Below are 13121 nucleotides of genomic sequence, written 5' to 3'. Positions count from 1 at the left end.
GGTGCCCCTGTGAACCTTGGGAGTAGGCACCATGACCCAGCAGTCCCTTGAGACCAAGACAACGGCGGAGGACGCCGGCGCGGGAACACTCCCCCAGAGCCGTCGGCCCGGGGGTACCCCCACCTCGCTTCGCCCGCCCGCCGAGCGTTCTTGGCTCGACCGGTATTTCCACATAACCCAGCGAGGGTCGACCATCGGTCGGGAGGTGCGTGGCGGCATCACCACCTTCATGGCGATGGCGTACATCATCCTACTCAACCCGGTGATCCTTTCGGTGCCCGATGCGGCCGGCCACAAGCTCGACGGTGATCAGCTGACCACCGCGACCGTTTTCGCCGCCGCGGCAACCACCATCGTGATGGGCTTCATCGGCAATGTGCCGCTCGCCCTCGCCGCGGGGCTCAGCGTCTCCGCCGTCATGGCATTCCAGGTCGCTCCGGAGATGACCTGGGAAAACGCGATGGGTATGTGCGTCATCTACGGTCTCGTGATCGTCCTGCTCGTCGTCACCGGCCTCCGCGAACTGATCATGAACGCCATCCCACTGGCGCTCAAGCACGCCATCACCATGGGCATCGGCCTGTTCGTCTGCCTCATCGGCCTGGTCCAGGCGGGCTTCGTCACCTCCATGCCCGGCGAGGGCGGCATCGCCGGCGCCAAGCCGATCCAGCTCGGTACGAGTGACATGCTCACCGGCTGGCCGGTGCTCTGCTTCGCCGTCACGGTCCTGCTGATCTTCCTGCTCCAGGTCCGCAAGGTCCCCGGCGCGATCCTCATCGGTATCGTCGGCGGCACCGTCTTCGCCGCGCTGGTCCACCAGTTCGCGGGCCTCGACAAGAAGGCCTGGGGCGGACTGAACGCGCCCGAGATCACGGGCTCCATCGTCAGCACCCCTGACTTCGGCCTCTTCGGCAGCGTGTCCTTCAGCGGTATCGGCAACGTCGGTGGCATCACCGTCGGCGTCATCGTCTTCACCCTGGTGCTGGCCGGCTTCTTCGACGCCATGGGCACCATCATCGGCATCGGCCAGCAGGCCAACCTCGCCGACGACAGCGGCAAGATGCCCGGCCTCAACAAGGCTCTCGCCATCGACGGTGCGGGTGGCGCGTTGGGCGGTCTCGCCGGTGCCTCCGGCCAGACGGTGTTCGTCGAGTCCACCGCGGGTGTCGGCGACGGTGCGCGTACCGGCTTCGCCAGTGTCATCACCGGTCTCGCCTTCACGCTCTGCCTGTTCTTCACCCCGCTGGCACAGGTCATCCCCACCCAGGTGGCCGCCGCCGCGCTCGTCGTCATCGGCTCGATGATGCTGACGAACGCCAAGCACATCGACTGGAACGACCAGGCGACGTCGATCCCGGTCTTCCTCACGACCGTGCTGATGCCCTTCACGTACTCGATCACCGCCGGTATCGCGGCGGGCGTCATCGCCCACGTCCTGATCAAGACCGTCCAGGGCAAGGTCCGTGACATCGGCTGGCTGATGTGGGTGCTCTCCGCCGTCTTCCTGGCGTACTTCGCCCTGCACCCGATCGAGGGGTGGCTGGGAGTCAACTAGCTCCCCGGAGCTCCCCCCCGCCGCCTCACACACACCCCTGAGGAGACCGACATGCTGGACATCGCCGAAGAGCTGAACCGGTGGGTCGAGCAGGGACGCGAGTTCGCCGTGGCCACCGTGGTGGCGGTCAGCGGCAGCGCCCCCCGGCAGCCGGGCGCGGCACTCGCCGTGGACAGCGACGGCACGGCGATCGGGTCGGTCTCCGGAGGGTGTGTCGAAGGTGCGGTGTACGAGCTGTGTCAGCAGGCGCTCGAGGACGGTCTCACCGTCCTCGAGCGGTTCGGTTACAGCGACGAGGACGCCTTCGCCGTGGGTCTGACCTGCGGCGGCATCATCGACATCCTGGTCACGCCGGTACGCGGCGGGGTCTTCCCCGCCGCACTCGCGGCCGCCGCCCAGGGGGAGGCGGCCGCCCTCGCCCGTATCACCGACGGACCGTCCGAACTGATGGGCCGGGCGCTGCTCGTGCGGCCCGACGGCTCGTACGAAGGCTCCCTCGGCGGTCACCCGGAACTGGACCGTACGGCGGCGGGCGAGGCCCTGGCACTTCTTGACGCGGGCCGCACGGCCGCGGTCGCGATCGGAGAGAACGGCTCGCGCTGCGGCCGCCCCCTGCCCCTCCTCGTCGAGTCCTCGGTGCCCGCGCCGCGGATGATCGTCTTCGGTGCGATCGACTTCGCGTCGGCGCTGGTACGGGTCGGAAAGTTTCTCGGCTACCACGTCACGGTCTGCGACGCGCGCCCTGTCTTCGCGAGCGCCGCCCGTTTCCCGGAGGCGGACGAGATCGTCGTCGACTGGCCGCACCGCTATCTGGAGTCGACGGAGGTGGACGGCCGTACGGTCCTCTGCGTCCTCACCCACGACGCCAAGTTCGATGTCCCTCTGCTCGAACTGGCCCTCAGGCTTCCCGTCGCGTACGTCGGCGCCATGGGTTCACGGCGCACGCACGAGGACCGCAACACGCGCCTGCGCGAGGTCGGCGTCACGGAACTCGAACTGGCCCGCCTGCGCAGCCCCATCGGCCTTGACCTCGGCGCGCGTACGCCGGAGGAGACGGCGCTGTCGATCGCGGCGGAGATCGTGGCGAACCGCCGTGGAGGCAGCGGGATCTCCCTGACCGGCGCGCATACGCCCATCCACCACGACGGCACCGAGGGTCCGGCGGGCCGGATAGGTTCCGTCGCCTGAGTACCGCGTGCACCTAGGGCTGCCCTATCCCCATCCCGCTCCCACACCCCCCGGGGCCCGCTCCCACGGCACCCGGGTCCGGGCGACCGGAGCAGAAGCCCCGGCGCCGACGGCGAGAAGCGTCAGTTCGCGGCCCAGGCCGCCCCCGCCGCCGACATCAGCTGCCACAGGCAGGCGGCGAGAGCCCACAGCAGGCCGGACAGCGGCAGGAACAACACGGCCGCGAACGGGGGGTAGGTGAAGTGCAGCGTCGTGAGCGTCCATCGAAGTGCAGGACATAGTCGTAGAGCTGCCCGGACAGCACCCGGGGGGAGGCGGCGTAGTACACCCGAAGATCCACCGTCTCAGGCCTCGCGGCGATCACGGTCAGACCGTGAGTGGCTACGGAGCCCGCCAGCCACCACCCGGCGTGGTGCAGCATCCACGGACGCACGGCTCGGGAGAACGCCCTGATCTTCATGTCAGCGGTCCTACACGTATGTGCCGTGCGCGCCCGCCGACTGCCACGAGCGGGCACAGGCCACATCGCGGCTGACACTCCAATGGCCGAGCCGGGACCCCGCCCCGGGGCCGGAATCAATTCGGTTGCCCCGGACCCCACCGCCGGGGTCTCACCGGTCGACCAATAAAGCCCGCGCTCAGTCGTGGCGCGTGGCCACCACCAGCCCGCACCGCGGGCTGCCGTCCCCCAGGCGGCCCAGCTCTTCGAGCGGCCGCAGCTCCACGGTGAACCCCGCCCGTGCCAGTTCGGACAGCACGTCGGAGAGCCGGAAGGTGCGGTAGTACATGACAAACGTCGGCCGCCACAGCAGGTTCCGTACGCGCATCGCCGCGTCGAAGGCCCACAGCGCCCAGTACAGCGGGGAGCCGACCCTGGCAGGCGCCGGGAGCGGGAAGGCGAACCTGCCGCCGGGGCGCAGCGCCCGGTGGACCTGGGCGAAGAGGGCGGGGCGTTCGCCGGGCAGGAAGTGGCCGAACGCGCCGAAGCTCACGGCCAGGTCGAAGGCCTCGGTGAAGGGGAGGGCGAGGGCGTCCGCGCGTACCCAGGTGACCGAGGGGTACGTCGCTTTCGCCTCGGCGAGCATGCCGGCGCTGAAGTCGACCCCTGTGACCCCGTCCTCGCACAGCTGCCGCAGCACACGCACCCCCGCCCCCGTACCGCAGCAGACGTCGAGCCCGGAGCGGAACGGCCCGAGCGGCCCGAGCGCCCGTACCACCGGATCGAGGAGCCGGTCGGGAGTACGGAAGGGGGTCTCGTCGAACTTCGGCGCGAGCAGGTCGTAGCCGTGCTCGATCGACGAGAGCGCCTGCACGGCGAGCTCTCGGAACGTGGGGCCCGACGGTGTGAACATCAAGGTTCACCATAGTCGTTGAACATCACCTCAGCCCCTTCCGTATTCCGGGAGGGTCCCTGCGCATCCGTACGGGCCATTGGCAGGCAGGGGAGGCAGATCCATGGCCGGCGGCAACGTCACCGCACTCTTCCGCGCGTCCACCGCGCACAGCCCTTCGTACTTCACCCTGAACCGGGCAGGCGGTGGACAGGCCGGAGAGATCACCGACTTCTGCATCCCGTGCAATCCGTACTTTCCCACCCCCGAGATGTTCGACATGCTCGGCAGCCGCCTGCGCGAGATCCTCACCTATTACCCGAGCGGGGCGGACACCATCACCGCCGAGCTGTGCCAGGTGCTCGGACTCAACCCGCAGACCGTCGCCATGGGCAACGGATCCACCGAACTGATCACCTGGATCGACCACTTGCTGGTCCGCGAGTCACTGGCCGTACCGGTGCCCACCTTCGGGCGGTGGACCGACCAGCCGATGGAGACCGGAAAGCGCGTCGACATGCTCCTGCTGCCCGAGGCGCACGGCTTCGGCCTCGACACGGCGTCCTTCGTGCAGTTCATCCGGAGCCGCGGCTCGCGCGCGGCGGTCATCTGCAACCCCAACAACCCCGACGGCGGTTTCCTGCCCAAGCAGCGGGTCATCGCGCTCCTCGACGAGCTCCAGGATCTTGATCTGGTCGTCGTCGACGAGTCCTTCCTGGAGTTCGCGGACGCCGAGCCCGAGCCGAGCGTCGCCGCGGAGGCCGTGCTGCGGACGAATGTGATCGTGCTGCGCAGCCTGGGCAAGAACTTCGGCCTGCACGGCGTCCGCTTCGGCTACCTCGTCTCGAATCCCACCCTCGCCGGGAAGGTGCGCGCTGCCCTGCCGAAGTGGAATCTCAACTCCTTTGCCGAGACTGTGGTCTTCATGCTCAAGGAGCACCGGCAGGAGTACGCGGAGAGCCTCTCGCAGGCCCGCCGCGACCGGCAGGAGATGACCTGGCGGCTCTCTCAACTGCCGGGGATGACCGTCTATCCCTCGCAGGGCAACTTCCTCTACGTACGCCTTCCCGAGGGTGTGGACGGCTCGGTCCTGCGGGACCGGCTGCTTTCCGAGTACGGGGTGCTGGTGCGCGAGTGCAGCAACAAGGTCGGCAGTTCGAGCCGGTTCCTGCGGCTGGTGGTGCGGCCGCAGGAGGATGTGCTGCGGCTGATGGAGGCGATGGAAGGGGTTCTGTACGGGCGGCGCATCCAGGCCCCGGAACCGCCCCCGCAGCCGATGGCCCCGATGCTTTCCCAGGTGCCCTCGCCACAGCCGCTGCCGCCGGAGCAGGCTCAGACGCAGCCGGCGGCGCCGATGCTGGCGCTGGCGCAGGAGCCGGTCTCGGCGCGGGGGCTCGTCCCCGCCCGCGCGCCGCGCGCCGCGCCGGTGGCCGCGGAGCTGCCCCAGCCGATGGCACCCGGCTACAGCTCGGGGACGGCGGCGGTCGACCGCCTGATCGCGGGGGCGTAGGACGACGCCGCCTCTGACGTAAGACTTCCGTCATCCGCCGGGCCGCCCTCCGCGGCGCGAAGTCCCGTTGAATGGACGGGTCCGGGCACAGCGCCCGGCGGATACCGGGAGGACGTCGTGGGACGCGTGCGGTTGTTGCTGAAGAGGCCTGTGGTCGTCTCTGCGCTGGTCGCCGGTGCGATGGCGCTGGGCCTCGGGCTCTACTGGTTCCAGCCGTGGAAGCTGTGGGTCGACGAGACGGTACGGGACGAACTCCCCGCCGCCGCAGCTCCGGCGGCCGGAGAGCCGGGGAGGGCGCCGGCCGCCTCCGGCCCGCAGACCCTGGCATCGGGCACGCTCATCAGCCATGAACACAACACTTCGGGCTCGGCCCGGATCGTCCGGCTGCCCGACGGCTCGCGCATTCTGAGGCTGGAGAACCTGGACACCAGCAACGGTCCTGATCTCCGGGTGCTGCTGACGGACGCCCCCGTGAAGCACGGCACGGCCGGCTGGCGGGTCTTCGACGACGGAAAGCACATCAGCCTCGGCAAGCTCAAGGGCAACATGGGCGACCAGAACTACGCCCTGCCCCGGGACCTCGATCTGGCCGGCTACACCAGCGTCAGTATCTGGTGCGACCGCTTCGACGTCTCCTTCGGTGCCGCGGAACTGGCGCCCGCGCAGTAGACGGTCTGAGCGGCGCCGACGACTCCCCCTCGGGAAAGTCCGTCCGCTTCTACCGGGGCGAATCGCTGACCGTGATGCGCTTCGGCGGCCGTGTACTCGACGAGCGGAGCGTGACCTACGACAGCGGGCGGGATCTGGGCCGGGGACGGACCTGGACTCCTTCATCCGCCGGTACAAGGCACAGCCGCGGGCGGCCCGCGCGGTGCGCACCTACACGGGAAGGACTCGCAACGAGGTCCCGCAGGGCACCTTCTCGGCCCGCTGCCTCGGCAAGGTCCAGGACTGGAACGCCGACGACGCGGTACTCGAAGTGCAGGCAATGGCGATCTTCCGATAGGCGCCGCCGGCCGGTCTGCGCGACGATGGACGATGTCGGGAGGCACTCATGGATTACCCGGAAACCTACGAACTGGTATTTCAGGCGTCCGCCGTGGAGGACGACGCGGTGATCGTCCACCGCACCGCGCAGGCGGGGGCGGGGGGATACCCGATCTACGAGGACGAGACGGGCATCGTCCGCGCGGAGATCAGCGACCGGGGAGAGGTACGCATGCTGGCCAGTGGCGGCCATCAGGTGCTCGGGACGCCGATGACGGTGCGGCCGCTCGGCTCGAAGTGATGTTCCCTGCGGCGGTGATGTCCCTGCCGCGGACGCCCCCAACCTCACAGGGCAATACACCTAGCTCGCCGGGCGGCTCGTGACGGTGAACAGGGCACCGTCGGGATCGCGGAGCGTCGCCTCCACCCCGTGGGCGGCCGGGCCCTGCCCGAGCGCCGAGCCACCGTGGAGGAGCGCGGCCTCGACCGTGGCCTGCACATCATCGACAGGGAAGTGGACGTGCCAGCGCGGCTGGAACAGCGGGTCGGGTGCCGTGCCGATCGCGCCCGAACTGAGCCGGGCGAGTACCTGACCATGCTGGTGGAGGACCACCTCTCCCTCCTGGTAGTCGACCTGGCAGCAGCCCGGGCGCTCTCCGGCCCAGTCGAGGACCTCTCCGTAGAAGATCGCAGCCTCGAACGCGTCGCGTGTGCGCAGCCGCAGCCAGGCGGGCGCGTTCTTGCGCCAGGCCTGCCAGTTGGAGACCAGCTGCCCCTCCCAGATGCCGAACACGGCGCCGTCCCGGTCCGCGGCCAGGGCTCCGCGGCCCACCGGGAAGCGCAGCGGCCCCACCGCGACGGTGGCACTGCGTTCCCGGATCCGTGCCGCCGTCTCGTCCACGTCGGCAACGGCGAAATATGGTGTCCATGCGACGGGGGCCCGCAGGGCGGGGGCCAGCGCGCCGATACCGGCGACGGGGGTGCCCCCGAGATGTGCGAGCCGGAACTGGGCACCGAGCCGGGCGCGCCGGAAGGTCCAGCCGAGGACCGCGCCGTAGAAGGACTGAGCGGCCTGAAGGTCGCGCGCCATCAGGCTGATCCAGCACGGTGCGCCGAAGACCTCATGGCTCGACGTCACTCCGGGGGCCGTGCTCGTTGTCTCCATCACCCCCATCCTCGCCCGCCACGGGAAGGCTCGCGAGCCCTGCGACCGCTCGGACGCAGGTGACATTTCCGCAGGGCACGGCGCAGTCATGTGTAGGGGGCATCAGTATGGGTGCGCCGTGACGCGGGGCGACGAAGAGGAACGAGTGGGCAAGGTGGGGGGCGGGCGCCGTGTGGAGACGTACGACGCGAAGCTCGGTGAGGACGTCGCGCGGGCACAGCAGGGGGACGAGGCGGCCTTCGCGGCCGCCTTCCGGCTCGTGCAGCCTCGCCTGCTCGGCTATCTGCGAGGTCTGGTCGGGGACGACGCCGAGGACGTCGCATCAGACGCTTGGCTCGAGATCGTGCGTGACCTGGGACGCTTCCGGGGGGACGGGGCAGGTTTCCGCGCCTGGACCGCCTGCATCGCGCGCAACCGGGCCATCGACCATCTGCGCCGGCTGAGGAGCCGCCCGCGCGGCACGCTCATCGAACAGGACCCGATGGAGCTGCCGGCCAGGCAGAACACGGCCGCGGAGGCCTTGGAAACCATCTCCACCGTGCGGGCCGTCGCGCTGATAACCGCCCTGCCCCACAGACAGGCGGAAGCGGTCCTGCTGCGGACTGTCATCGGTCTTGACGGGCCCGCGGCGGCCCGGGTGCTGGGCAGGCGGCCCGGAGCGGTACGCGCCGCCACGCACCGCGGGCTGAGACGTCTGGGGAAACATCTGGCGACGCTCGGGCGAAGCCGCGTGACAGATTCGGACTCCCGTGCGCTGGGAGAAGGAGATGACCGAACCGATCCAGAGGTGCCATGGACCCCGGTGACGAGCCGCGCACGCCGAGGTGGACCCCGATGCGGGCCCCCCAGCCGCACGTGATGCCTGCTCCGACACTCGACGATCTGCTTGCAGCGGCGGCGCGCACGGAGCCTGCGGCACAGCAGGCCGAGCGGTGCGCCCTCGCCGCCTTCCGGGCTGCCCGTGCCGCGGGAGCTACGGGCGCGCCCACCCGGCGCAGGGACGACTGGCGGCCCGTGAAGCCGCGGGGCCTGGCCCGCTGGATCAAGGCGGGCCTGGGCACGTTTGTGGCCGGGCTGACGCTGGGCGGCGTGGCGATGGCGGCCGGCACGATCCCGGCACCGTTCACGGACGGGCGGAGCGGGCCGGCGCCGGCCCCGAGTTCCTCGCCCTCCCAGGGCGGGGGGATCACGGCTCCGGCGCGCCCCTTCGTCCCCGTCCCTCCGAAGGCCGGACCGGCCGGACCCACGCGCGACGATCGCCCGCCGACCGCAAGGGACCAGCTGGCGCAGTGTCGTGTGTACGAGTCGCGGCAGGGACGCCCCGGCAGTCTTGACGGCCCGGCCTGGCAGCGGCTCGAAGACGCGGCGGGCGGTCCGGACGGCGTCGCCGCGTACTGCGCACGGCTGTTGGCCGAGCAGCGTCTTCCCCCGCCGTCGAAGGAACGCCCCTCGAAGGACACGAAGGCCGACGAGTCCGGCGCGGCTCCCGGGCAGGAGCCCCCTGCCGCCCCGTCGAACTGACCCGGGCACCACACGAAACGGCCGGGGCCCCATCTCGTGGGACCCCGGCCGCGGTTCGTCGGCGGCAGCCGGACTACGGCGTCAGCACCAGGCCTATGCGGCGCCGTGGGGTACCGGGTGTGGCCCGGCAACGCGTACTACGTGGCACGCAAGCGGCACTGACCCGGCGCCCTGTGCCTCCTCGCGGCGGCCGCTCGCCGATCCGGACTGTCCCACACCCCGGATCGGCTCCCACCGCCCCCGGACGGCGGCTCGGTGCCATGCTGGAGGCACCACAGGAATGAGCCATGCAGGCGCCGGACATGCGCCGAGATCCCGGCCTCTCATGGGTGAGGTAGCGCGATGGACACCTCCGACGGCAGCGCCGGCAACGATCCCCTGGCCGCATCCTTCAATGACCTGGGCATCGAAAGCGGTACAGGCCCGGGGTGGGAGGTGGACCGGTCCTGATCAGACGCAACCGGATGGGCCCCGCCGCGTAACGGATGGCATTGGTGACCAGCTCGCTGACGATCAGTTCCATCGTGAAGGCCAGCTCGCTCAGCCCCCAAGCGTCGAGGCAGCGCAGGGTCCGGACACGGGCTTCGGCCACCACCGCCGGATCGGACGGCAGGTCCCAGGAGGCCACGCGGTCGGTCCCGAGGGCGTGCTGCGGATTCGGCGCCAGCAGGCTCAGCGACCGCCCGTCGTTGTTGACGCGATGACTCAGAGCCAGTCCCGCCGTTTGAAGACGAAGTACAGGCTCAGACAGACCGCTGCCATCAGCAGAACCGCGAAGGGATACCCACTCGCCCAGTGCAACTCCGGCATGTTGTCGAAGTTCATGCCGTAGATGGTTCCCACCAGTGTGGGTGCGAAGAGGATGGCCGCCCAGGCGGAGATCTTCTTGATCTCTTCGTTCTGCTCGATGCCCGCCTCCGCCATCGCGCGCATCTCCTCGTTCTGCTGCTGCGTCACCAGCGTCGCGTTCACGGTCAGGATGTCCGCCAGCGCCTGGCGGAAGCCGTCCACGCGCTCGCTGGTGTGGGTCACGTGGTCGGCGACGTCGCGGAGATAGCGCTGGAGCTCCTCGTCCGTGCCGTACTTCGCGAAGCCCGCCATCAAGGCGTGCAGCATGCCGACGAGGGGGCGGGTGGCGCGCTGGAACTCGACCATTTCGCGGGAGAGTTCGTAGATGCGGCGCGACACCGCCGGATCGCCGCCGAAGACCTCGGTCTCGATCTCGTCGATGTCGTTCTGCACGCCCGCCACGACCGGGGCGTAGCCGTCGACCACCGCGTCCAGGATCGCGTACAGCACCGCCTCCGGGCCCAGCGCCAGCAGTTCCGGGGTCTTCTCCATGCGGTGGCGGACCGCGGACAGGTCGGGGGCCGCGCCGTGGCGGACCGTGATCAGGAAGTCCCTGCCGACGAAGACATGCAGCTCGCCGAACTCGACCTCTTCCTGGGCGTCGAGATAGCGGGCGGCGCGCAGCACCACGAAGAGGGTGTCGCCGTACCGTTCGAGCTTGGGGCGCTGGTGGGCCTCCAGCGCGTCCTCGACGGCCAGTTCATGGAGGTCGAACTCCTCCGCGAGCGAGAGGACTTCGGCCTCGGTGGGGCGGTGCAGCCCGATCCAGGCCATGCCGTCGGGGTACTCGCGCAGCTGGCGGAAGGTCTGGGCGAGGGAGTCGGGCGTCGAGACGCGTCGGCCGTCGCGGTAGAGCGCGGCCTGGACGATGCTGCCCTGGTCCTTCTGCACCGGGGCGGGAGCGACGGGCTCCGCCGGCGGGGGATTGGCGGGCTGCTGGCTCGGGGGCAGGAGGGGGCGGCGGCGCCATTGGTGCTTCTTCGGGGACAGCGGCATCGTGTCTCTCACCTCCCGCCTCGGAAACGGCGCGGGTGTCGTCCGCGCCCGTACGGCCACGGAGCAGGATATCCGGGTCGAAATGGCCCGGCATGACGGGGTGCAACCGGCGCGTTCCTCGAATCCCTCCGGGATTCCTCCGGGATTCCTTGAGGACAGAAGGTGTCCGCATACGTGAGTAGCGTACGGCGCATGGCCTCGAAGACGACCTACCCCGTGCTCGGCAACGGCGCCCTCAACCGCGCCACCCTGGCGCGCCAGCTCCTGCTGCGCCGTGCTCCCAGGTCCGCGATGTCCGTCAGGGGCGCCGTCGGGCATCTCGTCGGCCTCCAGGCGCAGAATGTGAAGCCGCCGTACTACGCGCTCGCCGCACGACTGAAGGGCTTCGACCCCGAGGAGCTCTCAGGGCTGATGGCCTCCCGCGAGGTCGCGCGCCTGGTCACGATGCGTTCCACCATTCACACGCACACCGCCGAGGACTGTCTCACCCTGCGGCCGCTGGTCCAGGCCGCCCGCGACCGCGAGCTCAGGCAGTTCCGTACCGGCCTGGCGGGGGTCGATCTGGACCGGCTCGGGGCCATCAGCCGGGAGCTGGTCGAGGAGCAGCCCCGGACCATGAAGGAGCTGCGCGAGGTGCTGCTGAAGGAGTGGCCGGACGCCGATGCCTTCGCCCTCTCCGTCGCCGCGCGCTGTGTGCTGCCGCTGGTGCAGGTCACCCCGCGCGGCTTGTGGGGCAGGAGCGGCCAGGTCGCGCTCACCACCGCCGAGCACTGGTTCGGGCGGCAGGCAGAGCCCGCGCCCGCGCCCGACGCCACCGTCCTGCGCTATCTGGGGGCCTTCGGGCCCGCCTCGGTCAGGGACATGCAGACCTGGTCCGGACTGACGCGGCTGAGGGAGGTCTTCGAGCGGCTGCGGCCACAGCTGGCCCTCTTTCAGGACGAGAACGGCGTCGAGCTCTTCGACCTCCCGGACGCGCCCCGCCCGGACGCCGACACTCCCGCGCCTCCCCGTCTGCTGCCGGAGTTCGACAATCTGCTGCTCTCGCACGCCGACCGGACCCGCGTCGTGCCCGAGGAGTACCGGCAGCGCACCTGGAAGGGCAATCAGGCCCACTGCACCTTCCTCGTCGACGGCCACCTCGCCGGGATCTGGCGGCTGACCGAGACCAAGGACAGCGCGCGTGTGATCGTGCAGGCCTTCGGAGAACTGACACGAGCGCAACGCGAGGCGGTGGCCGAGGAGGCACAGCGGATGCTCATGACCGTGTCACCGGGCACCACGCACGTCATCGAGTTCGGGCTCTTCAGCGAGTAAGGCGCCTCCGTACACCTCAGTCCGCGCGGCCGGTCGCCGCCACGGTCACGCCCAGGCCGATCATCGCGAACCCGCCCGCGCCGCCCACCAACGACAGGCGGCGCTCCGAGCGGGCGAACCAGCTGCGTGCCGCGGCCGCGCCCAGACCCCACAGCGTGTCCGTGACCAGGCCTATCGAAATCGGGACCAGGCCGAGCAGCAACATCTGCGCGGGCAGGTGTCCCGCCGCGTGGTCCACGAACTGCGGAAGAACGGCGGCGAAGAAGACGATGCCCTTGGGGTTGGTGACGCCGACCAGGACGCCGTCCACGACCGTACGCAGATCGCCTCGCGCCGGTCCGGGCGGAGCCTCCATGTCGGAGACCTTCATGTCCTTGCGGTGCCGGAATGCCTGGACCCCGAGGAAGACCAGATAGGCCGCGCCCGCGAGCTTCACCGCCATGAACACCGCGGCCGAGCGCTCCACGAGCGCACCGATGCCCAGCGCGACGGCCACCACCAGGATGTACGAGCCGAAGACATTGCCCAGCGCCGTGGCCACCGCCGTACGGCGGCCGTGGGAGAGGGCCCGGCCGATCACGAAAAGCACGCTCGGCCCCGGGATCACGATCACCAGCAGGGACATCGCGGCGAAGGCGAGGAAGCGGTCGGTGGACACCATTTGCATATTCAACCTGATTGCCTGGCGGCGCGGCCAGGGCTCGC

The 13121-nt window shown here is 70.2% G+C and carries 14 protein-coding genes and 1 pseudogene; 9 read left to right on the top strand and 6 right to left on the bottom strand.

What is annotated here, in order from left to right:
• Window positions 1–31 precede the first annotated feature (31 nt).
• On the top strand, window positions 32–1555 hold the full coding sequence (locus FBY35_RS07495; protein WP_142213019.1) for an NCS2 family permease: 1524 nt from the start codon (window positions 32–34) through the stop codon (window positions 1553–1555).
• A 51-nt stretch (window positions 1556–1606) separates the two neighbouring features.
• Entirely contained in the window at window positions 1607–2743 is a 1137-nt protein-coding gene (locus FBY35_RS07490) for an XdhC family protein (RefSeq protein ID WP_142213018.1), read from the top strand.
• A 122-nt stretch (window positions 2744–2865) separates the two neighbouring features.
• On the opposite strand, the gene FBY35_RS07485 is transcribed toward FBY35_RS07490, so the two are convergent.
• A complete protein-coding gene (locus FBY35_RS07485) occupies window positions 2866–2991 on the bottom strand; it encodes a glycosyltransferase 87 family protein (protein WP_142213017.1) in 126 nt (41 codons plus the stop codon).
• Between the two features lie 390 nt (window positions 2992–3381).
• Complete coding sequence (locus FBY35_RS07480) at window positions 3382–4095, bottom strand: class I SAM-dependent methyltransferase (RefSeq protein WP_142213016.1); 714 nt, start codon at window positions 4093–4095, stop codon at window positions 3382–3384.
• A gap of 103 nt (window positions 4096–4198) precedes the next feature.
• On the opposite strand from FBY35_RS07480, the gene FBY35_RS07475 reads away from it, so the two are divergent.
• The 4 genes from FBY35_RS07475 to FBY35_RS07465 all read left to right on the top strand — a co-directional run bounded on the left by FBY35_RS07475 (window position 4199) and on the right by FBY35_RS07465 (window position 6872).
• Window positions 4199–5584 carry a histidinol-phosphate transaminase gene (locus tag FBY35_RS07475; protein WP_142213015.1) on the top strand — a complete coding sequence of 462 codons (1386 nt, stop codon included), beginning with the start codon at window positions 4199–4201 and terminating at the stop codon, window positions 5582–5584.
• Window positions 5585–5701: 117 nt separating this feature from the next.
• Window positions 5702–6253 carry a DM13 domain-containing protein gene (locus tag FBY35_RS07470; protein ID WP_260848551.1) on the top strand — a complete coding sequence of 184 codons (552 nt, stop codon included), beginning with the start codon at window positions 5702–5704 and terminating at the stop codon, window positions 6251–6253.
• Window positions 6254–6455: 202 nt separating this feature from the next.
• Complete coding sequence (locus tag FBY35_RS37000; RefSeq protein WP_260848550.1) at window positions 6456–6590, top strand: hypothetical protein; 135 nt, start codon at window positions 6456–6458, stop codon at window positions 6588–6590.
• Window positions 6591–6638: 48 nt separating this feature from the next.
• On the top strand, window positions 6639–6872 hold the full coding sequence (locus tag FBY35_RS07465) for a DUF6296 family protein (protein WP_142213014.1): 234 nt from the start codon (window positions 6639–6641) through the stop codon (window positions 6870–6872).
• A 60-nt stretch (window positions 6873–6932) separates the two neighbouring features.
• Here FBY35_RS07465 and FBY35_RS07460 read toward each other — a convergent pair whose 3' ends face one another.
• Window positions 6933–7736, bottom strand: a complete 804-nt coding sequence (locus FBY35_RS07460) for a VOC family protein (protein WP_186356876.1) — start codon at window positions 7734–7736, stop codon at window positions 6933–6935.
• A 145-nt stretch (window positions 7737–7881) separates the two neighbouring features.
• Between FBY35_RS07460 and FBY35_RS07455 the strand changes: the two genes are divergently transcribed.
• On the top strand, window positions 7882–8595 hold the full coding sequence (locus FBY35_RS07455) for an RNA polymerase sigma factor (RefSeq protein ID WP_260848671.1): 714 nt from the start codon (window positions 7882–7884) through the stop codon (window positions 8593–8595).
• The gene (locus FBY35_RS07450; RefSeq protein WP_142213011.1) at window positions 8595–9257 is read left to right on the top strand and encodes a hypothetical protein; all 663 of its coding nucleotides are present in this window, start codon (window positions 8595–8597) and stop codon (window positions 9255–9257) included. The genes FBY35_RS07455 and FBY35_RS07450 overlap by 1 nt, the downstream gene beginning before the upstream one ends.
• A 445-nt stretch (window positions 9258–9702) precedes the next feature.
• On the opposite strand, the pseudogene FBY35_RS07445 reads toward FBY35_RS07450, so the two are convergent.
• Both FBY35_RS07445 and FBY35_RS07440 read right to left on the bottom strand, forming a co-directional pair.
• A pseudogene (locus FBY35_RS07445) lies at window positions 9703–9900 on the bottom strand (ATP-binding protein); the annotation flags it as partial.
• 62 nt (window positions 9901–9962) lie between these two features.
• A complete protein-coding gene (locus tag FBY35_RS07440) occupies window positions 9963–11102 on the bottom strand; it encodes a magnesium and cobalt transport protein CorA (protein WP_186356875.1) in 1140 nt (379 codons plus the stop codon).
• Window positions 11103–11294: 192 nt separating this feature from the next.
• On the opposite strand from FBY35_RS07440, the gene FBY35_RS07435 reads away from it, so the two are divergent.
• Entirely contained in the window at window positions 11295–12416 is a 1122-nt protein-coding gene (locus FBY35_RS07435; protein WP_142213010.1) for a winged helix DNA-binding domain-containing protein, read from the top strand.
• Window positions 12417–12432: 16 nt separating this feature from the next.
• Here FBY35_RS07435 and FBY35_RS07430 read toward each other — a convergent pair whose 3' ends face one another.
• On the bottom strand, window positions 12433–13077 hold the full coding sequence (locus tag FBY35_RS07430; protein ID WP_142213009.1) for a LysE family translocator: 645 nt from the start codon (window positions 13075–13077) through the stop codon (window positions 12433–12435).
• Window positions 13078–13121: the final 44 nt, after the last annotated feature.

Source organism: Streptomyces sp. SLBN-118 (assembly GCF_006715635.1).
Lineage (GTDB): Bacteria > Actinomycetota > Actinomycetes > Streptomycetales > Streptomycetaceae > Streptomyces.
This window is presented reverse-complemented; position numbering and strand designations above follow the sequence as displayed.

Excerpts from the sequence above, each read along its gene's own strand:
- FBY35_RS07495 (WP_142213019.1), top strand. The coding sequence starts at position 32 with ATGACCCAGCAGTCCCTTGAGACCAAGACAACGGCGGAGGACGCCGGC.
- FBY35_RS07490 (WP_142213018.1), top strand. The coding sequence starts at position 1,607 with ATGCTGGACATCGCCGAAGAGCTGAACCGGTGGGTCGAGCAGGGACGC.
- FBY35_RS07480 (WP_142213016.1), bottom strand. The coding sequence starts at position 4,095 with ATGTTCACACCGTCGGGCCCCACGTTCCGAGAGCTCGCCGTGCAGGCG.
- FBY35_RS07475 (WP_142213015.1), top strand. The coding sequence starts at position 4,199 with ATGGCCGGCGGCAACGTCACCGCACTCTTCCGCGCGTCCACCGCGCAC.
- FBY35_RS07465 (WP_142213014.1), top strand. The coding sequence starts at position 6,639 with ATGGATTACCCGGAAACCTACGAACTGGTATTTCAGGCGTCCGCCGTG.
- FBY35_RS07460 (WP_186356876.1), bottom strand. The coding sequence starts at position 7,736 with ATGGAGACAACGAGCACGGCCCCCGGAGTGACGTCGAGCCATGAGGTC.
- FBY35_RS07450 (WP_142213011.1), top strand. The coding sequence starts at position 8,595 with ATGCCTGCTCCGACACTCGACGATCTGCTTGCAGCGGCGGCGCGCACG.
- FBY35_RS07440 (WP_186356875.1), bottom strand. The coding sequence starts at position 11,102 with ATGCCGCTGTCCCCGAAGAAGCACCAATGGCGCCGCCGCCCCCTCCTG.
- FBY35_RS07435 (WP_142213010.1), top strand. The coding sequence starts at position 11,295 with ATGGCCTCGAAGACGACCTACCCCGTGCTCGGCAACGGCGCCCTCAAC.
- FBY35_RS07430 (WP_142213009.1), bottom strand. The coding sequence starts at position 13,077 with ATGGTGTCCACCGACCGCTTCCTCGCCTTCGCCGCGATGTCCCTGCTG.